The sequence below is a fragment of the Microvirga lupini genome (assembly GCF_014191055.1).
Lineage (GTDB): Bacteria > Pseudomonadota > Alphaproteobacteria > Rhizobiales > Beijerinckiaceae > Microvirga > Microvirga lupini_A.
This window is the reverse complement of record NZ_JACHWB010000003.1, coordinates 644,348-664,897: the sequence shown is the minus strand read 5'-3', so window position 1 is coordinate 664,897 and position 20,550 is coordinate 644,348. Positions and strand designations below refer to the sequence as shown.

The following is a 20,550-nucleotide window of genomic DNA, read 5'->3' as shown; positions in this document are numbered from 1 at the left end:
CGCTACCAGCGGATCAAGGCGCTTCCCCAGGTGAAGCCACCCCCGATTGCCTCGATCATCACGAGGTCGCCGTCCTTGATCCGGCCATCCTTCCGGGCAGCATCAAGAGCGAGCGGGATCGAAGCGGCCGAGGTATTCCCGTGCTTGTTGACGGTAATGACGACCTTCTCCTGAGCGATCCCGAGCTTGTCGGCGCTTGCCGTGATGATACGCCGGTTGGCCTGGTGCGGCACGAACCAGTCCAGCTCCTCGGCGCTCGTACCCGTCGCCCTGAAGGCGTCCTGAACCACGTCGGCCACCATGCCGACGGCGAACCTGAAGACCTCGCGGCCCTCCATCTTGAGCACCCCGGTGGTCTTCGTGGAACCAGGGCCGCCATCCACGTAGAGCTTGTCCCGGTAGCGCCCATCGGAGCGGAGATGGGACGTGAGGACCCCACGGTCTGCGGAGGTACCCTCCCCCTCCTGGGCTTCGAGCACGAGGGCACCCGCGCCGTCACCGAAGAGCACGCAGGTGGTCCGGTCGTTCCAATCCAGAATCCGAGAGAAAGTCTCGGCTCCCACCACAAGAGCGCGCTTATGCGAGCCGGATTGCAGGAACTTGTCCGCAGTGGCCACCGCATAAACGAAGCCCGTGCAGACCGCCTGCAGATCGAAGGCGGCACCGTGCGTCATGCCGATGCCGGTCTGGATCATGGTTGCCGTCGACGGAAAGGTATAGTCGGGGGTCGACGTGGCGCAGATGACCAGATCGATGTCATTGGCCGTAAGCCCGGCATCGGCAAGCGCCGCCTCGGCGGCCTTGATGCCGAGAACCGACGTGGTCTCATCGTCATCGGCGATGTACCGCTCTTCGATGCCGGTCCGCTGCACGATCCAATCGTGAGAGGTGTCCACCAGCTTCTCGAGATCCTGGTTCGTCAGCTTGCGCCTCGGCAGATAGGAGCCGATGCCGCGTACGATGGAACGGGTGCGTTTCAAGATGCGCCTTCCTACAGCATGATCCGGACGACGGGGAGCCGGTTGCCCGAAAAGATCATGCTATTCCAAAAAGTTACGAGCATGCACATGCTCTAAGCAGTCTGCCCGACCGGATCATGATCGAGCATGCTCCGGATGGTGTTCATCAATTCGAAGTGCGCCATGTCATAAGCGACATCGATGGCGCTGGCGAAGCCGAGATCGTCGGTTCCGCCGTGGCTTTTCACCACAACCCCTTCAAGGCCCAGGAACACGCCGCCATTGACCTTGCGGGGGTCCATCTTGTCCCGGAGAGCGTTAAAAGCCTGTTTCGCGAAAAGGTAGCCGATCTTGGCCATCAGAGTCCGGCTCATGGCCGAGCGGAGATACTGGCCGATCTGCTTGGCGGTGCCTTCGGCGGTCTTGAGGGCGATGTTGCCCGTGAATCCCTCGGTGACCACCACATCGACGGTTCCCTTGCCGATATCGTCCCCTTCGACGAAGCCGCGATAGTCGAGATTCGGGAGGCTCGTCTCCTTGAGGATCCGACCGGCCTCCTTGACCGCCTCGATCCCCTTGATCTCCTCCGTTCCGACATTGAGGAGCCCGACGGTCGGGCGTTCGAGATCAAAGACGATCCGGGCCATGGCAGCGCCCATGATGGCCATATCGACCAGATGTCCCGCATCGGCACCGATCGTCGCTCCCACATCGAGCACGATGCTCTCGCCGCGCATGGTCGGCCACATGGCAGCGATTGCCGGGCGCTCGATATGCGCCATTGTCTTCAAGCAGACCTTGGCGGTCGCCATGAGAGCTCCGGTGTTGCCGGCCGAGACCGCAGCATCCGCCTCGCCGTCACGAACGGCCTGCACGGCGCGCCACATGGAGGATTTGCCCCGCCCCATCCGGATGGCCTGGCTGGGCTTCTCGTCCATGGAGATAGCCATCTCGGTATGCCGCAGCTCCGTGGCCGCCTTCAGCCGGGGGTGCGCATCCAACAGAGGCGCGATCACCGTCTCGTTGCCGAACATCAGGAAGCGCAGGTCGGGGTGACGCTCCAAGGCCAAGGCAGCGCCTGGGATCACGACGGATGGACCATGGTCGCCCCCCATCGCATCAAGCGAAATACGCACCGGCTTCGGCATGAACGGTTGTTCTTTCTTTTAAGTCATTCAACAGGGTGCGGAAAATAGCGGTTTGCGGAGGCTCCGCAACTGAATTCTGAACTGCCTGGAAGTGGTCAGCGGGAGGCGCAAGCCATCACGCAAGAGCCTCCAAAACAGCTCTCTACTTGCCTTCCCTCAGCTTGTTCAGGGCCGCAAAGGGCGAATCCTTTTCATCGGAAGGATCCCGGTAGTTGAAATCGACCCCGGGCTTACGCGGGTAAGGGTCGAGCCCGAGCGCCAGGAACTCGGCCGTGAGGGCGCCCAGGTCGATCTGGCCGTTCACGATCTCATCCGGGGGCTCATACTCGTTGATATCCGTCGGCGGTTCGGCCGGCATGCCCGAAGGCTCGGCGAAGTCGACCTCCACCTCCTCCTCGATGGCGGAATCGAAGGGGTCCAGGGTCATGACGCAGATCTGGGTGATCGAAGCCTTCACGACTCCTGTAACGTGAATTCCCTTGGCCGAGGTCTTCAAATGATAGTCGCCGCTGAGCGACTGAATCCCAGGAAGCCCGAAATCCTGCGCAAGGGCGGCGCATTCCTCGGCGGTTGCTTCCACATGCACGTCCTGCCCCCGCGGAGGGATCTTCATGACATCGATGAGCCGCGACAATGGCCCTACGGTTTCGGGTGTCATCACGCGCCCTCCTTTCCGAAGGCTTCGGGCTTGGGAAAAACCGGACCCGTGTCCAGAAGCGCGTCAAGGCTGCCAGCCTTGAGCTTCTGGTCGGCCGCCAGGGCATAACGCGCGAGGGCAGTCGCCGGTGCCTCGCTGCCATAGGCATTCCGGCCGAGAGCCGATGCAAGACCCGCCTCGTCGGAATCGTTGAGCGGCCCGTCGTAGGCTTGAGCCCGCCCAAAGAAGGATTCGGCAATCTTCTTCATGCGCTTCGGCACGACCGTGTCACCCACGCCCATTTCCCTCAAGGACGCATCCATGTCCCGGAAAAAGGCGTCGGTCAGGTCCTTGGCCACCTCGTCAGCCGGCGGCGGCAGGTCGCGCAGGGCCCTGAGCAGCAGGATCATATGGAGCGACAGAGCCTCGAACCGCCCCTCGAGGGTGTCCGGGATGCCGAGCGACGCGTAGAGCCCTGGCTCACGGGATGCAGTCGCAACTCTCTTGTAGAGCGTCGCGATGATTGTGCGCCGGGGATCCTTGCGGAAGAGACTGAAGATCACAGCCCTGCCCTTCCAAAGCTTGTCAAAATCGTAGCCTCGGGTTACGCCATCACGGTCCATAGGCGCAAGCTTATCCGCGCCGCATTTCTGGAAGAACCGTACGATGCGTCGATATCATCCTCTTTTGGTGCGCCTGGCTGCCGCAACTGTTCTCGTCTCGTCCCTGGCCGCCTGCACCGGCGTGGGCGAGGAGTTCCAGCGTGGCTACGTGGTGGATGAGCGTGCCATCTCTCAGGTGAAGAAGGGGATGAGCGCCGAGCAGGTTCTGCAGACCCTCGGAACGCCCTCGACCGTGTCTACCGTGGGCAACCGGAACTGGTACTACATCAGCCAGAAGTCCCGCCGCTCCCTGCAGTTCATGGGCGAGCAGGTGGTCGATCAGCAGATCACGGCGGTTTATTTCGACAGCGGTCTGCGGGTCGAGCGTGTGGCGCTCTACGGCCTGCAGGATGGCCGTGTCTTCGATTTCATCAGCCGCACCACTCCGGCCGGCGGCGAAGAGTCGAGCTTCATCGGCCAGCTCTTCCGCGGCGTGGGCAGCTTCAACCCGTTCGGGACCTAAACAGAACCGACACTGCTTTGCGATGGCCGGGCTTGGACCCGGCCATTTTCGTTTTTCGGCGGTCATCAAAGAAAAGGCCCCGCGGGACGACCGCGGGGCCATGAGGCTTAGAGTTTCTTGGCTTCTCAGGAATGCGCCAGGATGGCCAGGAGAAGCAGGGCGATGATGTTGGTGATCTTGATCGCCGGATTCACGGCAGGGCCTGCCGTGTCCTTGTAGGGGTCGCCGACAGTGTCGCCGGTGACGGAGGCCTTGTGAGCGTCCGAGCCCTTGTGATGGGTGGTGCCGGAGGCATCCGTGAATCCGTCCTCGAAGGACTTCTTGGCATTGTCCCAGGCGCCGCCGCCCGAGGTCATCGAGATGGCGACGAAGAGGCCCGTGACGATCACGCCGAGCAGCATGGCGCCCACAGCGGAGAACGCTTCGGACTTGCCTGCCACCCAGTAGACCACGAAGTAGGTCACGATCGGGGCCAGCACCGGCAGCAGCGATGGCACGATCATTTCCTTGATCGCCGCCCGGGTCAGCATGTCGACGGCGCGTCCGTAATCGGGACGATCCGTGCCAGCCATGATGCCGGGCCTCTCGCGGAACTGGCGGCGCACCTCCTCGACCACGGAACCCGCCGCACGGCCCACGGCCGTCATGGCGATGCCGCCGAAGAGGAAGGGAATGAGGCCGCCGAACAGAAGCCCGACCACCACGTAGGGATTGGTCAGGGAGAAGTTCGGAGCCACGCCCTGGAAATACGGATATTGCGCCGCGTTCTGGGTGAAGTAGTTCAGGTCCGAGGTATAGGCAGCAAAGAGCACCAGGGCGCCGAGACCTGCGGAGCCGATGGCATAGCCCTTCGTCACCGCCTTGGTGGTGTTGCCGACCGCGTCGAGAGCGTCCGTGGACTTGCGGACCTCCTTCGGCAGACCGGCCATTTCGGCGATACCGCCCGCGTTGTCCGTCACCGGACCGAAGGCGTCGAGAGCCACGATCATGCCCGCAACGCCCAGCATCGCCGTCACCGCAATGGCAATGCCGAACAGGCCGGCCAGCTTGAAGGCCACGACGATGCCTGCGATGATGACGATGGTTGGGAGCGCGGTGGATTCCAGCGAGACCGCGAGGCCCTGGATCACATTCGTGCCGTGACCCGTCACCGAGGACTGGGCGATCGACCGCACCGGGCGGAAGCCGACACCGGTATAGTACTCGGTGATGACCACGATCAGCGCCGTCACGGCCAGACCGATGATTGCGCACCAGAACAGCGACTGACCGGTGAACTCGGATCCCGTGATCTGTCCGAAGCCGATCATCTGCCAGGTCACAAGACCGATGGCGATGGCAGACAGAACGCCGGTGACGATCAACCCCTTGTAGAGCGCGCCCATGATGGACTCGTTCTGACCGAGCTTGACGAAAAAGGTGCCGAGGATCGAGGTCACGATGCAGGCCGCGCCGATACCGAGCGGATACATCAGCATGGTGTCGAGATTCGCCTGACCGGCGAAGAAGATCGCCGCGAGAACCATGGTGGCCACCACGGTCACCGCATAGGTCTCGAACAGGTCGGCCGCCATGCCGGCGCAGTCGCCGACATTGTCGCCCACGTTGTCGGCGATGGTGGCGGGATTGCGCGGATCGTCCTCCGGAATGCCGGCTTCGACCTTGCCCACGAGATCGCCGCCCACGTCGGCGCCCTTGGTGAAGATGCCGCCGCCGAGACGGGCGAAGATGGAGATCAGCGAAGCGCCGAAGCCCAAGGCCACAAGGCTGTCGATGACCACACGGTCTGACGGAGCCAATCCGTCGATGCGGGTGAGATAGCCGTAGTAGAGAGCGACGCCGAGCAGGGCGAGGCCGGCGACGAGCATCCCCGTAACGGCACCCGCCTTGAAGGCCACGTCGAGGCCGCCGCCAAGAGACTGGGTTGCAGCCTGGGCCGTACGAACATTGGCGCGAACGGAGACGTTCATGCCGATGAAGCCGGCAACGCCTGAAAGAATGGCCCCGATAGCGAAACCGATGGCGACCCTGATGCCGAGGAAGTAGGCAATCACGACGAATAGAACGATGCCGACAATCGAAATCGTAAAATACTGCCTGCGCAGATAAGCCTTCGCGCCTTCGGCAATTGCCCCGGCAATTTCCTGCATACGCTGAGAACCGGCGTCCCGCTTCATCACATCGCTGATGGCCCAGAAGCCATACGCAATCGAAAGAAGCCCGCCCAAGATAATTAGGGTGAGTGCCATCATGCCATCCTTGTTATGGGAAAGCAGAAAGCCGCTCCTCAAGGCTCGTTTTCTGGCCTTGAGCGGCCCCTACCCCCAGCGAACTTCATATTTGGTGGCAAAAAACTAGGCAGTTCGCAACAATCCTGCGGAAAGAACCCACAGGAAGACCTTTATACTTTAGCGGGTACGATCACCTTGGCCTTTTGCTGCCAAGCTAGAAGAGCTAGGGCGACGACAACAGGGGGGAAGACCATCCAGTTCACGCTCTCCCATCCGCCGGCGCTCAAAAGCTTCCCGGAGGAGAACGAGGCCAGGGCAACCGAGCCGAAGATCAGGAAGTCGTTCGCCGCCTGGACTTTGGCGCGTTCTTCGGGACGATAGCAGTCGGTCACCAGGGACGTGGCTCCGATGAAGCCGAAGTTCCAGCCAAGGCCGAGCAGGATCAGCGTGATCCAGAAATGGGCGATGGTGATGCCCGACAGCCCGATTACGGCGGAGATAGCGATCAGCACGAGTCCAACGGCGGTCACTGGCCCCTTGCCGTATCGGGAGATCAGGCGTCCGGTGAAGAAGCTCGGGCCGAACATGGCCAGGATATGCCACTGGATGCCGAGCGCAGCGGCTCCGACCGAATGGCCGCAGCCGATCATCGCCAGCGGGGCCGACGTCATCATGAAGGTCATCAGGCTGTATGACACCAGCCCCGTGACGGCTGCCACGATGAACCGGGGCTGCCGCACGATTTCGAGCAAAGGCCTGCCGCCCCCTGCCGTCGTGGAGGCAACGCTCACCGGCGCAGGCCGAAGGAACCACACGACGATCATGGACAGGAAGGCAAGTGCCGCCTGCCCCAGGAAGGCTCCGGCGAAGGGGGCAGCCTGAACGGCATCCCGGGTCCAGATGACGGTCTGCGGCCCGACCACGCCGGCAATCAGCCCGCCGGTCATGACCCAGGAGATCGCCCTCGGCTTGAAGGCCTCGGAGGCCGCATCGGTCGCGGCAAAGCGGTAGCTCTGGTTGAAGGAGCCATAGCTGCCGATGATCAGGGTGCCAAGGCAGAAGAGCACGAAGCTGTAGGAGGCGATGCCGAAGGCTGCGAGGCAGCCGCCCAGGAGACCGATGCCTGCCCCGACGACATAGCCGGTGCGGCGTCCCGCCTTGCGCATCAGCATGGCGGCCGGGATGGTGCCGAGGGCCAGCCCGAGATTGAGCAGGCTCACGGGAAGGGTCGCCAGCTCCTTGTTCGAGGCGAGCGCCTGTCCGACGAGGCCGCCGAGCGAAACGACGATCGCGGGGCTCGAGCCGCCCAGCGCCATGGCAGCGGCCAGCACCACGGCGTTGTGTTTGGCGATGCTGTCGCTGGAAGGAGCCTGGAAGGAGGTATCAGAAATGCTGGTAGGAGCCGACATCGTAGCGTCTTTCGAGACCGTTCATCCGAAAGACCGGCCGGTCGTGCCCTGAGACGACTCGGCCGATGACGGACAGGGGGATCCCGATCCTATCGGCCTCCTGTCGAAAACTGTCGAGGGCCTTTTCCGGGACCGTGCAGAGAATCTCGTAATCGTCGCCGCCGGTGAGGGCCACATCAAGAAGGTCCGAGGACGTCTGGACGGCTTTGGCGACTGCAGCCGACAGCGGTACCCGGTCCGCCTCGACCACGGCCGAGACGCCGCTGGCCCGCATCATCTTGGCGAGATCGCCCGCAAGCCCGTCCGAGACATCCATGGCGGCGCTCGCGTGGTCGCGCAGGGCGGCGGCGAGCCGGTAGCGGGGCTGCGGGTGGAGATAGCGGTCGGCGAGATGGGCTTTCTCGTCGGGCGAGAGATCGTTGCTCCAGGCCGGCGCGGCGCGGAGCTTGAGCCCTAGGGCCGCATCGCCGATGATCCCGGTGACGCAGACGAGATCGCCCGCCTGGGCCGTGGTGCGTTGGACCATGCGCCCGGTCGGCACCTGACCCACGGCGGTGACCGACAGGGTCAGCGCCCCCCTCGCCTTCACCGTATCACCCCCGAGGAGGGGGCAGGAAAAATCGCGGGAGGCTTGTCCGAGCCCGACCGCGAAATCGGCGAGCCAGCTCTCTGTCCAGCTATCGGGCAATGCAAGGCTCAGGAGGAAGCCGGCGGGATCTGCGCCTTTGGCGGCGAGATCGGAAACGTTCACGCCCAGCGCCTTGCGGGCGATGGAGCCGGGCGCATCTTCGGGAAGGAAATGGACCCGCTCGACCAGGGCATCCGTCGTGAGGACGAGGTCGTGACTTGGCGTCGGCGTCAGGCGGGCCGCATCGTCCTTGAGACCAAGGCCGCCTTCTCCGGCGATGGGAGCGAAGAATCGCGCGATGAGGCTGTCCTCGCTCGGGCGTTCGCTCCTACTCATCGGCCGACACCCGCCCTCTTGCGTTATCGTCCGCCCTGGCCGGCGGCCTTCTCCAGCTCGCCGGGCCGGACCTCGCGGGCCACCTTGTCGAGCACCGCATTGACGAGACCCGGCTCGTCGTCGCCGTAGAAGCCGTGGGTCACGTCCACGTATTCGGTGATGACGACGCGGGCCGGCACGTCCTTGCGGAACATCAGCTCGTAGCCGCCCGCACGCAGAATGGCGCGCAGCACCGCCTCGATGCGCTTGAGGGGCCAGTCGGTCGCAAGCGCATTGTCGATCCGGACGTCGATATCGCGCTGGTTCTTGACCACGCCCGACAGGATGTCGCGGAAGAAGTTGTTGTCCGACGGCTTGAACTCGATTCCCTCGACCTCGCGGCCGATCCAGAAGGCCTCGAACTCGGCAAGCGCGTCGATGACGGTCTTGCCGGAAATATCCATCTGGTAGAGAGCCTGGACGGCAGCGAGGCGAGCGGCCGAGCGCTCTGCTGGCTTCGTCATGATCAGGCCTCCAGTTTCTGTTTGATGCGCAGGACGGCGAGCGCCGCTTCCACCGCGCCCCCGCCTTTGTTCAATTCATTCACGCTCGCACGGGTCCAGGCCTGCTGATCATTTTCCACGGTCAGGATGCCGTTGGCGAGCGGAATGCGGCGCTCGACCGACATATCCATGAGGGCACGGGCGCTCTCGCCGGCGACGATGTCGTAGTGGCCGGTCTCGCCACGGATCACGCAGCCGAGGGCCACGACGGCGTCATACGGCTTACCCGCCTTCTCGGCGGCATCGAGCGCGATGGCGATCGTGGCCGGGATCTCGAGCGCGCCATCCAGCGTCAACACGTCCATGGTCGCTTGCGCGGCCTCGACAGCCCCTTGCGCGCCGCGCAGAAGCTCATCGGCGATTTCGTCGTAGAAGCGTGCTTCGACGACCAGGATGCGGGCACCGGGAACTGGCGGGCGTGGGCTTTTCGGCTTGTCGGAATGGGCGACCATGAGAAATCCGTTCAGAACTCTGACAGCCCCTCTGTCTCATCCTGAGGAGCCTGCGGAGCAGGCGTCTCGAAGGAGGTTCCAGAGAGAACTGGAAACGCCCTGACCCTTCGAGACGGCCTGCCGGCCTCCTCAGGATGAGGGCTGCGTATGGAATACGGGAAATGCTGGGTGTTCCCCTACCCCGCCCGGCGCGCATCCGCAAGCCGCGCCGCGTAGCGGGCCATGAGGTCGACCTCCAGGTTGAGCTTGTCACCCACCTGCCGGTCGCCCCAGGTGGTGACGGCGAGCGTATGCGGTATGATGAGCACGGAGAACATGTCGTCGTTGACGGAGTTCACCGTCAGCGACGTGCCGTCGAGGCACACCGAGCCCTTCTCGGCGATGAACGGGGCGAGGGCCGGCGGCGCCTTGATGGTGAAGCGGGCCGTCGGCCCCCAGGGATTGTCCCCGGCGGTGATCGCCTCCTTGGCCACGATGGTGGCGACGCCGTCCACGTGCCCGGTCACGATGTGGCCGCCGAGTTCGTCGCCTATCTTCAGGGAGCGCTCCAGGTTGACCTTCGTACCTGCCTGCCACTCGCCCACCGTGGTACGCTCCAGGGTCTCGGCCGCGGCATCAACGTCGAACCAGCTGCCGCCCTTCCGCTCCCCGAAGGCCACGACCGTCAGGCACGGACCGCCACAGGCGATGGAGGCGCCGAGCACGATCGTTGCGGGATTATAGGACGAATGGACCCGCAGGCGCTTCAGGGTCCCTTGAGCCCCTTCCACCGCGGCGATTTCACCGAGATCAGTGACGATACCCGTAAACATCAGGGCCTCTCCCAGAACATGAATAGATCCGGGCCGATCTGCTCTTCGGCCCATAATGCGAGATGCTCCATCCGGTCTTGCAGCTGCAGGCCGAGGGCCGGAACGTCGCCCAGACCCCGCGCGGAGCGGCCGGTGATCAGGACCAGATCATCGATGAGATCGGCACCAGCAAGCGCATCCGCCAGTTCCGGACCGCCCTCGCAGAACACCTGCGTGAGGCCACGCATGCCGAGAAGTTGCAGGGCCTCGGGCAGGAAAACGCGACCGCCGCCATCACTTGAGACCCGAAGAACCTCGACGCCCTGCGCCGTGAGCGCCCTCTCAGTTTCGACAGAAGCCTCGACCGTCGTCAGGATCCAGGTCGGAATCTCCCGCGCGCCGGTCGCGACCCGCGCGGTCGGGGGCGTCTTCAGCTGAGAATCGATAATGATGCGGACCGGCGAGCGATTCTCCAATCCGGGAAGGCGCACATTCAGCAGCGGATCGTCCGTCAATACAGTCCCGACCCCAACCATGATCGCGTCCCCATGGGCGCGCATCAGATGCACCTTGCCGTTGGCGATCTCGCCGGTGAGCATCAGGCGCGGGCCATCGCGCGATCCCGCAAAGCCTTCCGTGCTGCGGGCGAGCTTCACGGTCACGGCGGGCCGCCCTTTCGTGACGCGGGTGATGTGGCCGCGATGAAGCCTCGCGCCTTCCTCGGCCAGACACCCGACATTCATCGGAATGCCCGCAAGGCTGAAACGCTCCAGGCCCTGGCCGGCGGCGTGCGGACTCGGATCGGCGACGCTGACCACGAGGCGCCCGATGCCGGCCGCCACGATGAGGTCCGTGCAGGAGGAGCCATGGGTGTGGCTGCTGCGGGTGGCGCAGGGCTCGAGGGTCACGTAAAGCGTCGCTCCGCGAGCGCGCTTCCCGGCCGCCTCCAGGGCAATGCGTTCGGCGTGAGGGCGGCCACCGGCCTGAGTGATCCCCTGCGCGACGATGACAGGCGCCTCGCCGCTCTCGTCGACCAGCACGGCCCCGACGGACGGGTTGGGCCAGGTCAGGCCGAGATGGCGGGATCCGAGCGCGATCGCGAGGCGCATGAAGCGCTCGTCGCGGCTGATGCGGTCAGGCGGCAGGCTCCTGGCACCAGGATCGCTCATGGCTCGCTCGGGGCGCGCTTTTTCTTCGGCGGAGGAGGCAGGTCATCCACGGTCTCGCCCTCGGCCAGTTTGCCAAGAATCTCCTCGAAGTCCCTGGCTTCACGGAAGTTCTTGTACACGGAGGCGAAGCGCACATAGGCCACGTCGTCGAGGCCTTTCAGCCCCTCCATGACGAGTTCGCCCACCTGCTCGCTCGACACCTCGCCGTCGCTCATGCTCTCGAGCTGGCGCACGATGCCGTTGATCATGCGCTCGACGCGCTCCGGCTCCACCGGCCGCTTGCGCAGGGCCACGTCCACCGACTGCTGTAGCTTGTCCCGGTCGAAGGGAACGCGCCGGCCGGAGCGCTTCACCACCGTCAGCTCGCGCAGCTGCACCCGCTCGAAGGTTGTAAAGCGGCCGCCGCAATCCGGGCAGATGCGGCGACGGCGAATGGACGAGGAATCGTCCGTGGGGCGGGAATCCTTCACCTGGGTGTCCAGGCCCCCGCAATAAGGGCAGCGCATGGGTCGGCTTCAACCTCAGGCGTAGATCGGGAAGCGGCGGGTGAGCTCGTGAACGCGAGCCTTCACCGATTCCTCGACCGAGGCATTGGCCTCGTCCCCGTGCTTCGCGAGGCCATCCAGGGTCTCGACGATCAGCTCGCCCACCTTCCTGAACTCGGCCACGCCGAATCCGCGCGAGGTGGCGGCCGGCGTCCCAAGACGAACGCCGGAGGTGACCATCGGCTTCTCGGGATCGAAGGGCACGCCGTTCTTGTTGCAGGTGATGTGCGCGCGGCCTAAGGCCGCTTCGGCCGCCTTCCCGGTGAGCTTCTTCGGGCGAAGATCGACCAGCATCAGGTGGTTGTCCGTGCCGCCGGCCACGATGGCATAGCCGTTGGCGAGCATCGTGTCGGCCAGCACCTTGGCGTTCTCGACCACGGAACGGGCATAGAGCTTGAACTCGGGGCGCAGGGCTTCGCCGAACGCCACGGCTTTCGCGGCGATCACGTGCATGAGCGGGCCGCCCTGGAGGCCAGGGAAGATGGCCGAGTTGATCTTCTTGGCGAGATCTTCCTCGTTGGTGAGGATCATGCCGCCACGCGGGCCACGCAGGGTCTTGTGGGTGGTGGTGGTCACCACATGGGCGTGCGGGAACGGCGACGGATGGGCGCCGCCCGCCACGAGACCAGCGAAATGCGCGATGTCCACCATGAAGAAGGCCCCGACCTCGTCGGCGATCTCGCGGAATCGAGCGAAGTCCCAGAACCGGGAATAGGCCGACCCGCCGGCGACGATTACCTTCGGCTTGTGCTCGCGGGCCAGCTGCGCGACCTCGTCCATGTCGATGATCTGGTCGCTCTCGCGGACCTTGTAGCTCACCACGTTGAACCACTTGCCGGACATGTTCACCGGAGAGCCGTGGGTCAGGTGACCGCCGCAGGCGAGGTCGAGACCCATGAAGGTGTCGCGCGGCTTCATGAGCGCCATGAACACCGCCTGGTTGGCCTGAGAGCCGGAATTGGGCTGGACGTTGGCATACTTGCAGTCGAACAGGCGCTTGGCGCGCTCGATGGCGAGCTCCTCGGCCATGTCCACGAACTGGCAGCCGCCATAGTAGCGGCGGCCCGGATAGCCCTCCGCATACTTGTTGGTCATCACGGAGCCTTGAGCCTCAAGGACGGCGCGCGAGACGATGTTCTCGGAGGCGATCAGCTCGATCTCGTCGCGCTGGCGGCCGAGCTCCAGTCCGATGGCGCGCGCGATCTCGGGATCGCTGTCGGCGAGGCTTGCTGAAAAGAAGCTGTTTGAGAGATGGCTGTGTGCCGCTTCACTCGCGCTCATGGATTCACCCTCGCCTTCCTGGGAGCCTTAGCCGAAACGGCCGCTCGATCTGCACATGCCGTGGCCTTTACCATGGCGGGCTTCGCCGCGCCAACTGCTCCGGAGACATGCCCACCCGGCTTATGAAATGCAACAGCCCGCCGAAGGGCGGGCTGTCAAAGCTTTCTGAGAGAAGAACCTCAGTTCTGTAGGAACATCTCCTGGTCCGGCTCGGTCGGCACCCGGCTGGCGACCGGGATGGCGTTCCCGAGGCCGTCCTTGTTGTAGATGTCGTCGCGGAACTGCACGAGGCCGTCCGGGGTCGCCCAGGCAGTGACATAGATCCAGTGGATCGGAACGGGCTGCGCCAGGCGGGCATCGATGCGCTCACCCGACTTGAACGTGGCGTCGATCTGCTCGCGGCTCCAGCCGGAGGTGTCCTTCAGGAGCCACTCGATGTAGTCGCGCACGTTCTGGATGCGGATGCATCCCGAGGAGACGAAGCGGAAATCGTCGCCGAAGATGCCCTTGGAGGGCGTGTCGTGCATGTAGACCCCGTGCTGGTTCGGGATGTTGATGCGCACGAAACCCATCGAGTTCAGGTCGCCGCCCGGATCCTGACGGAAGCGGTAGCGGGTCGCCTCGTCCGAGAACCAGTTGATTTGGCTCGAGGGAACCTCCTGGCCGGCCGCATTGAAGATGCGGATCTTGTTCTCGGTCAGGTAGTTCGGCTCCTTCTGCATCTTCGGAATGAGGTCCTTTTTGACCACCGAGGCAGGAGCCGTCCAGAACGGGTTGAAGTTGACCTCGACCACCTTGGAATTCAGCAGGGGCGACTGACGGTCGATCTTGCCGACGCCGGCCGCGTGCCGGGAATGGACGACGCCGCCTTCCACCGCCTCGACGAGAGCGGCCGGGATGTTGGCGACCGCATAGCGGCCGGGCAGCCCGGAGCCGACGAGGCTGCGCAGGCGGGCGACGTTGATCTCAAGCTGACGGATGCGCAGCTCGACCGGGACGTTCATGGCGACCACGGTCGGGCCCGTCATGGTGCCCGTAGAGCTGATGCCGTGGCGGGCCTGGAAGCGGCGGACGGCCGCCTCGACGTAAGAATCATAGATCGGCGACTCGCCGGCTGCCTGATCGAGGTCGCCCGTGATGATGAGGCGCTGGCGCAGAGCCATGACAGCAGGGCTCTTGGAGCCGACGCGCAGACCTTGGACGCCCTGCACGGGCTGCCAGCCGCCGCGGGCCGCGATGTTGCGGTAGTATTCGATCATCTGCTCGGTGGCCGCGAGAGACTCGGCCGAGAGCATGGGAGTCGAGGTCCGCTGGACGCGGGTGCGGGAGACCGCCTCGTAATTCTGCGACCACTCGGCCTGGGTCTGGGCAAACTGCTGGGCCATGGCCCCAGTGGCCGGCGTGAAGATCAGGGCGAGCGATCCAGTCAGAAGGGTACGGCGAGACAACATGAGCGCAGGCTCTTCCCGGTTAGAAGTGGTCATGGCGGGAGCGGCGGACAGCTGCCCGGCCCCTTCCCTCTCCTGGCGATAAGTGCCGGGATAGGATTAAAGAACGGTATCGAAAACGAGGAACATCGGGGCCGTTTTATGGCAAAGCGGCCCATGGAGCGCTCCTCGCACCCCGGAACCGCCCTTGAGCGCTATGTAACTTTGAACTGTTGTGTTGAGGATACACTTCTGCGTGAGGAGCTTGGCCGTCTGGCCCGTTGCGGCTCCCGTCAGTGACCTTCGCGGGCTGCGAGCCAGGAAATGGCCAGATAGACGGCCATCAACGTCAGGAAGAATGCCACGGTCGTCACCCCGCTGGAGAGGATCCCCGGGAAGAAGGCTGCCAGGATCAGGTGGCTCATGATGGCCAGAAGCCACATGATTCCCCCCCAGGTGCTCGCCATCCAGAGGCCTACGGCGGCGATCAGGTCGATGAGGGCGAAGTAGATGATGGTGGCCTGATAGCCCGTGGAGCGGGCTTCGAACTGGCCGACCGGAGTCCAGACGCCCAGAATCACGGCCCAGGCGCTGAGGCCCTTCATGATCCAGAGCACCGCCAGGATGCGCATGAAGCAGGTGAGCACGAAGCTCCAGCGCAGAAATCCCTGAGGCGCGGGGCGCTCCTCGATCCGGTCGGACAAGTACTCCCGTGCCGCGTGGGCGGACGAAGGGCTGCCTCTGTGGGGCATCAGGCGGTCTCCAGCTCGTGCGGCCCGAGGCCTGAAAAGTGATGCTCGATGACGGCTCTGTCCACCTGGTCGAGGGAGGCCGGCTGCCAGCGGGGCTGGTTGTCCTTGTCGATGAGGACCGCCCGGACGCCCTCGTAGAAATCGTGGCCGTCGCCGATGCGGGACACGATCCGGAACTCGACCTTCATGGCCTCCTCGAAATCGAGGGAGGCGCCCCGGCGCACCTGCTCGAAGGCCAGGGTCATGCTGGTCGGCGACTTGGTGCGCATGCCGACGACGGTCTTGGCCGCAAACTCGGAACCCTTGGCGGCAGCCTCGTCGAGGCGCTGCAGGACAGCGGCTACGCTCTCGGCCGAGAAGCAGGAATCGATTACGGCCCGATGGGCCTCCAGCGGCGCGGGGCCGGGATCGGCAGCGGCTCGGGCAAGAGCCTCCTCCACCGGCGCGCCGGCAATCAGCGCATCGCGCAAGGCGGGGATGTCGGCACTCGCCGCCGAGTGCGTCGCCAGCCCCAGCATGACCGCATCCGCCCGCTTCACCCGCTCGCCGGTGAGCGCGAGATACATGCCGGTCTCGCCCGGCAGCCGCGGCAGGGCATAGGTACCGCCCACATCCGGGAAGAAGCCGATGCCCACCTCGGGCATGGCGAAAAGGTAGCGCTCGCCCGCCACCCGATGCGAGCCGTGCAGGGACACGCCGACCCCGCCGCCCATGACGATGCCGTCGATGAGGGCGATATAGGGCTTGGGATAGCGCTTGATGCGGATGTTGAGCTGGTATTCCTCGCGCCAGAAGGCCAGCGCCTCATCGCGCTTGCCGGCCTTCAGGTCCTCGGTGAGCTGCCGGATGTCCCCTCCGGCGCAGAAGGCCTTCTCGCCGGCTCCCTGGACGACAACCCGGGTGACGGATGGGTCCCGCTCCCAGGCGTCCAGAGCCCGGCGCATCTCGCGCACCATGGCGAGGTTGAGGGCATTGAGCGCCTTGGGACGGTTGAGCGTGATGAGCCCGGCCTTACCCTGCTTCTCGCAGACGACTTCGACGCTCTCGTCCATGGACCACTCCTTCATCTCGCTGCGGCTTAAAACAAGGCCGGGACCGGCCGTCAATGCGCTCGTGCCAATCGCGGCCTTCGGCCACCGGGGATGACAGACCGGCGCAGCCGTCAACGCATGGCTGGGTTGAGGGCGATTTCACATGGATCGGGCCATTCTGCGACCTCGAACCCTTTTTTAGAGCGATTTAAATGTGCTAACCCTCAGATAAGCCGCCGGCGCAGCGATGCCGGCCCTGGAATGAGGATCATGTCGAAGCTGTCGCCGTTCCGCCGCCCCTCCCCGGGGGAAGCCCTTTCGTCCTCGCTGAACCTGTCCCACCGCCCGCGCCGCAACCGCAAGGCCGAGTGGTCAAGGCGGCTGGTGCGCGAGAACGTACTCACAGCAAACGACCTGATCTGGCCGATCTTCATCGTCGAGGGCGCGAGCGGCCGCACACCCGTCGCCTCCATGCCGGGCGTCGAGCGGCTCACCATCACTGAAGCCGTACGCGAGGCCGAGCGGGCGGCATCGCTCGACATTCCGGCCATCGCGCTCTTTCCCTATACCGATCCGGCACTCCGCGATCCGACCGGATCCGAGTCGCTGAACAGCCGTAATCTCGTCTGCCGCGCCGCGCGCGAGATCAAGAAGGCGGTGCCGAATATCGGCATCATCTGCGACGTCGCCCTCGACCCCTATACCAGCCACGGCCATGACGGCGTGATGGACGGCGAGCGCATCCTCAACGACGAGACGGTCGCCCTGCTGGTGCGCCAAGCCCTGCTCCAGGCCGAGGCCGGAGCCGACATCATCGCGCCCTCGGACATGATGGACGGCCGTGTCGCGGCGATCCGCGAAGGTCTTGATGGGGCCGGGTTTCAGGACGTGCAGATCATGGCTTATGCGGCGAAATATGCCTCGGCCTTCTACGGTCCGTTCCGTGATGCCATCGGCACCAGCGCCTGTCTCGTGGGCGACAAGCGCACCTACCAGATGGATCCGGCGAATTCCGACGAAGCCATGCGGGAGGTGGCCCTCGACCTCGAGGAAGGCGCCGACATGATCATGGTGAAGCCCGGCATGCCCTATCTCGACATCGTGCGCCGGGCGAAGGACACCTTCGCGGTTCCAACCTTCGCCTATCAGGTCTCCGGCGAATATGCCATGATCCAGGCCGCAGCCGCCAATGGCTGGATCGACGGGGAGCGGGCAATGATGGAAAGCCTTCTGGCCTTCAAGCGTGCAGGCGCGGACGGCATCCTCACTTACTTTGCCCCCCAGGTCGCCGAGAAGCTGAAGAACCAAGGCTGATACCCAGCAACAGCTCAGGCCCGCACGTGTCAGGCTCAAGGTCTCGTAGCGTTTGGCGCTGGGCCGCCTGCCTGCTGGGTCTGAGCCTTTTGGCAGCCTGCTCCCTCACCATCGATGCCGAGCAGGCGCGGGTCTGCCGCTCTGCGCTCCCCGCCCTCAATTCCGGTGCGGTGGTCACGGTCGAGCGGGTACGCGTGGGGCCGGTCGCGCGGAGCCTGCGGATCGACTACATCGCCCAATATCCCGACCGCCCGATCTTGGAACGGTTCGCCATCTGCCAGTTCGCCGCGGAGGGGCTGTCGCCCAACAAGGCGGAGTTGACCGGCCTTGGCACGGAGGAAGGTCCGCTGTCCGGCGCCAGCCTTTACATGCTCAAGCGCTATTATCTCGACACCCCGGAAGGCGCGGCCGGCGATCCCGGCAGCCGCCCCGATGCGGATGTGGCCGAGATCCCGTTAGATGTGGCCTATTGGCTGCAGCAGATCCTCGTGAGCCTGCCGCGAACCGCCATCTATGCCCTGCTTTCGGTTTCCTTCGCGCTGGTCTTCGGCCTGAGCGGCCGAATCAATCTCGCCTTCGGCGAACTCGCCGCCATCGGCTCGGCGGCAACCATTGCGGGCGCCTCGATCGTGCTGGCCTCGGGCACAAGCGCACCCGTGCTCGGGCTTGCGGCAGGCCTCGCCGCCTCGCTTTTCGCGGGCGCGATCCACAGCGCGGTCGGGGGGCACTTCACCATTGGCCGCATCACCGCCGAGAGTCCCCAGCCAAGCCTCATCGCGACTGTCGGCCTCTCGCTGTTCCTCATGGAGTACCTGCGGCTCGTGCAAAGCCCCCTGACCGTGTGGCTGCCGCCGATCTGGTCCGAGGCCTGGCCTCTCGCCCGTGCACAGGATTTTCTCGTCAGCCTGACGCCGATCACGGCGATCACCAGCGGTATCGGCCTGATCGCGGCTCTTGGGCTCCTGTGGCTTGTTCAGGCCACCGCCTTCGGACGGGCTTGGCGGGCTTATGCGGACGATGCGAAAGCGGCCGAGCTCATGGGCGTCAACGGCCCGCGCCTGCTCATCCAGACCCTAGCGCTGGCTGGCGCCATGGCGGGACTCTCGGGGATGCTGATTGTCGCGCAATATGGTGGCCTCGGCTTCGCGGGAGGCTTCCAATACGGGCTCAAGGCGCTGATCGCCGCCATCATCGGCGGGATTGGCTCCATCCCCGGCGCGATGTTAGGAGGTTTCGCCGTGGGCTTGTTCGAGACCCTGTGGTCGGCGTACCTGCCCATCGAGGTCCGCGACATGGCGCTTTATGCGGCGCTCGTCGTGTTCCTGATCTTCCGGCCCGGCGGCCTGCTGGGTTTCCAAGATCCGACACCAAGACCCGTCTAGCGCATCGTGCGGAAAAGTGGACCCGGTTTTCCGCTCAAACGATGCGCCAGACAAAGAAGAGCGACATCGGATCAATCCCAAAAGTGGTTCCCACTTTTGGGGCCGATGCTCCGAGGGCTATAATACGATTCCGGAGGATACCGTGGCCGATTACGCCATCACCATCGACGATGTAACCCGTGCCGCGGAGACGATCCGGGGCCAGGTGCTGCGGACGCCGCTCGTTCCCGCCCCTCGCCTGTCGCAGCTCACCGGCGCCACAGTCTGCGTGAAGCACGAGAACATGCAGCCGACAGGCTCTTTCAAAGAGCGTGGCGCGGTGACGAAGCTGGAAAGCCTGACATCCGACGAGCGCACCCGCGGTGTCATCGCCATGTCGGCCGGCAACCACGCCCAGGCCGTGGCCTACCACGCCCGGCGCCTCGGCATTCCGGCCACCATCGTCATGCCGGAGGGCACGCCCCTGGTGAAGGCGGAGAACACGCGCTCCTACGGGGCCAAGGTGATCCTCTTCGGCGAGACGCTGTATGAAGCCGCCGCCCGCGCCCGCGAGATCGCCGAGGCCGAGAGCCTCGTCTTCGTGCACCCTTATGACGACCCAAAGGTCATGGCCGGACAGGGCACCATCGGGCTGGAGATGCTGGCGGATGCGCCGGATCTTGACCAGATCATCGTGCCTATCGGCGGCGGCGGGCTCATCTCCGGCATCACGGTCGCCGTGAAGGCGCTCAAACCCTCCATCGAGATCATCGGCGTGGAGGCTGCCCTCTACCCGTCCTTCCGCAACGCCATTCTGGGCCAGAACCAGCCCATCGGCGGCGCGACGTTGGCCGAAGGCATTGCGGTCAAGACCGTCGGGCAGCTGCCGCTGCCCATCGTGCGCGATCTCGTGTCCGACATCATCGCCGTCGAGGAGCCGCTGATCGAGCGCGCGGTCAACGCCTATGCCACCCTGCAGCGGACCATGGCGGAAGGCGCGGGCGCGGCGGGCCTCGCGGCCATGATGGCGCAGCCCGAACGATTCGAGGGCAAGCGCGTCGGCCTCGTGCTCTGCGGCGGCAACATCGACGCCCGGATCCTTGCCTCCGTGATGGTGCGCGAGCTGGAACGCGACGACCGCATCACCTCGTTCCGCATCACGTCCAATGACAGGCCCGGCCTTCTCGGGCGCGTGGCGAGCCTTCTGGGTCAGCTCGGGGCCAACATCCTGGAGGTATCGCACGGCCGTCTGTTCCTCGACGTTCCGGCCAAGGGCGTTTCCATCGACATCACTATCGAAACGCGCGACAGACAACATACATTGGAGGTGTTCGAGGCTCTGGCGGCCGAGGGACTCGCTCCGCAGCGGATCGTGTCCCGCAGCCTGCCCGAGACCGCCTTCTGAGGAGAGA

20 protein-coding genes are annotated in these 20,550 nt (G+C 64.8%); 4 read left to right on the top strand and 16 right to left on the bottom strand.

Annotation, left to right across the window (positions count from 1 at the left end; translation table 11 throughout):
• Positions 1 to 2: 2 nt before the first annotated feature.
• The 4 genes from FHR70_RS14665 to FHR70_RS14650 all read right to left on the bottom strand — a co-directional run bounded on the left by FHR70_RS14665 (position 3) and on the right by FHR70_RS14650 (position 3,367).
• Complete coding sequence (locus FHR70_RS14665; protein WP_183451361.1) at positions 3 to 980, bottom strand: beta-ketoacyl-ACP synthase III; 978 nt, start codon at positions 978 to 980, stop codon at positions 3 to 5.
• 92 nt (positions 981 to 1,072) lie between these two features.
• A complete protein-coding gene (gene plsX, locus FHR70_RS14660; protein ID WP_183451358.1) occupies positions 1,073 to 2,107 on the bottom strand; it encodes a phosphate acyltransferase PlsX in 1,035 nt (344 codons plus the stop codon).
• Positions 2,108 to 2,249: 142 nt separating this feature from the next.
• Positions 2,250 to 2,765, bottom strand: a complete 516-nt coding sequence (locus FHR70_RS14655; protein WP_183451356.1) for a YceD family protein — start codon at positions 2,763 to 2,765, stop codon at positions 2,250 to 2,252.
• On the bottom strand, positions 2,765 to 3,367 hold the full coding sequence (locus tag FHR70_RS14650; RefSeq protein WP_210277618.1) for a ubiquinol-cytochrome C chaperone family protein: 603 nt from the start codon (positions 3,365 to 3,367) through the stop codon (positions 2,765 to 2,767). The genes FHR70_RS14655 and FHR70_RS14650 overlap by 1 nt, the downstream gene beginning before the upstream one ends.
• Before the next feature lie 43 nt (positions 3,368 to 3,410).
• On the opposite strand from FHR70_RS14650, the gene FHR70_RS14645 reads away from it, so the two are divergent.
• Entirely contained in the window at positions 3,411 to 3,869 is a 459-nt protein-coding gene (locus FHR70_RS14645; RefSeq protein WP_183451354.1) for an outer membrane protein assembly factor BamE, read from the top strand.
• Between the two features lie 125 nt (positions 3,870 to 3,994).
• Here FHR70_RS14645 and FHR70_RS14640 read toward each other — a convergent pair whose 3' ends face one another.
• The 12 genes from FHR70_RS14640 to FHR70_RS14585 form a co-directional block, all read right to left on the bottom strand.
• Positions 3,995 to 6,121, bottom strand: a complete 2,127-nt coding sequence (locus FHR70_RS14640) for a sodium-translocating pyrophosphatase (protein WP_183451352.1) — start codon at positions 6,119 to 6,121, stop codon at positions 3,995 to 3,997.
• Positions 6,122 to 6,270: 149 nt separating this feature from the next.
• Positions 6,271 to 7,509, bottom strand: a complete 1,239-nt coding sequence (locus FHR70_RS14635) for an MFS transporter (RefSeq protein WP_183451350.1) — start codon at positions 7,507 to 7,509, stop codon at positions 6,271 to 6,273.
• Positions 7,484 to 8,473, bottom strand: a complete 990-nt coding sequence (thiL, locus tag FHR70_RS14630; protein WP_183451348.1) for a thiamine-phosphate kinase — start codon at positions 8,471 to 8,473, stop codon at positions 7,484 to 7,486. The genes FHR70_RS14635 and thiL overlap by 26 nt, the downstream gene beginning before the upstream one ends.
• Positions 8,474 to 8,496: 23 nt before the next feature.
• Positions 8,497 to 8,976: a transcription antitermination factor NusB gene (nusB, locus tag FHR70_RS14625; RefSeq protein ID WP_183451346.1), complete on the bottom strand. Its 480-nt coding sequence runs from the start codon at positions 8,974 to 8,976 to the stop codon at positions 8,497 to 8,499.
• A gap of 2 nt (positions 8,977 to 8,978) precedes the next feature.
• The gene (gene ribH / locus FHR70_RS14620) at positions 8,979 to 9,467 is read right to left on the bottom strand and encodes a 6,7-dimethyl-8-ribityllumazine synthase (protein ID WP_183451344.1); all 489 of its coding nucleotides are present in this window, start codon (positions 9,465 to 9,467) and stop codon (positions 8,979 to 8,981) included.
• Positions 9,468 to 9,643: 176 nt separating this feature from the next.
• Entirely contained in the window at positions 9,644 to 10,279 is a 636-nt protein-coding gene (locus FHR70_RS14615) for a riboflavin synthase (RefSeq protein ID WP_183451342.1), read from the bottom strand.
• Positions 10,279 to 11,427, bottom strand: a complete 1,149-nt coding sequence (ribD, locus tag FHR70_RS14610) for a bifunctional diaminohydroxyphosphoribosylaminopyrimidine deaminase/5-amino-6-(5-phosphoribosylamino)uracil reductase RibD (RefSeq protein WP_183451340.1) — start codon at positions 11,425 to 11,427, stop codon at positions 10,279 to 10,281. The genes FHR70_RS14615 and ribD overlap by 1 nt, the downstream gene beginning before the upstream one ends.
• The gene (nrdR, locus tag FHR70_RS14605) at positions 11,424 to 11,933 is read right to left on the bottom strand and encodes a transcriptional regulator NrdR (protein ID WP_183451338.1); all 510 of its coding nucleotides are present in this window, start codon (positions 11,931 to 11,933) and stop codon (positions 11,424 to 11,426) included. Before nrdR ends, ribD begins: the two co-directional genes overlap by 4 nt.
• Positions 11,934 to 11,948: 15 nt before the next feature.
• Positions 11,949 to 13,253, bottom strand: a complete 1,305-nt coding sequence (gene glyA, locus FHR70_RS14600) for a serine hydroxymethyltransferase (protein ID WP_183451336.1) — start codon at positions 13,251 to 13,253, stop codon at positions 11,949 to 11,951.
• Between the two features lie 179 nt (positions 13,254 to 13,432).
• Positions 13,433 to 14,704, bottom strand: coding sequence for a L,D-transpeptidase family protein (locus FHR70_RS14595; protein ID WP_183451334.1), 1,272 nt, complete (start codon positions 14,702 to 14,704; stop codon positions 13,433 to 13,435).
• A 269-nt stretch (positions 14,705 to 14,973) separates the two neighbouring features.
• Positions 14,974 to 15,432, bottom strand: coding sequence for a DUF6163 family protein (locus FHR70_RS14590; protein WP_183451332.1), 459 nt, complete (start codon positions 15,430 to 15,432; stop codon positions 14,974 to 14,976).
• Complete coding sequence (locus tag FHR70_RS14585) at positions 15,432 to 16,484, bottom strand: enoyl-CoA hydratase/isomerase family protein (RefSeq protein ID WP_183451330.1); 1,053 nt, start codon at positions 16,482 to 16,484, stop codon at positions 15,432 to 15,434. The genes FHR70_RS14590 and FHR70_RS14585 overlap by 1 nt, the downstream gene beginning before the upstream one ends.
• Before the next feature lie 249 nt (positions 16,485 to 16,733).
• Here FHR70_RS14585 and hemB point away from each other — a divergent pair, with 249 nt between their 5' ends.
• From hemB to FHR70_RS14570, 3 genes are all read left to right on the top strand, one after another.
• Positions 16,734 to 17,777 carry a porphobilinogen synthase gene (gene hemB / locus FHR70_RS14580; RefSeq protein WP_183451328.1) on the top strand — a complete coding sequence of 348 codons (1,044 nt, stop codon included), beginning with the start codon at positions 16,734 to 16,736 and terminating at the stop codon, positions 17,775 to 17,777.
• An 89-nt stretch (positions 17,778 to 17,866) separates the two neighbouring features.
• Positions 17,867 to 19,159 (top strand): branched-chain amino acid ABC transporter permease, encoded by a 1,293-nt coding sequence (locus FHR70_RS14575; protein ID WP_183451326.1) that lies wholly within the window; start codon positions 17,867 to 17,869, stop codon positions 19,157 to 19,159.
• Between the two features lie 142 nt (positions 19,160 to 19,301).
• Complete coding sequence (locus FHR70_RS14570) at positions 19,302 to 20,543, top strand: threonine ammonia-lyase (protein ID WP_183451324.1); 1,242 nt, start codon at positions 19,302 to 19,304, stop codon at positions 20,541 to 20,543.
• The last annotated feature ends 7 nt before the right edge of the window (positions 20,544 to 20,550 follow it).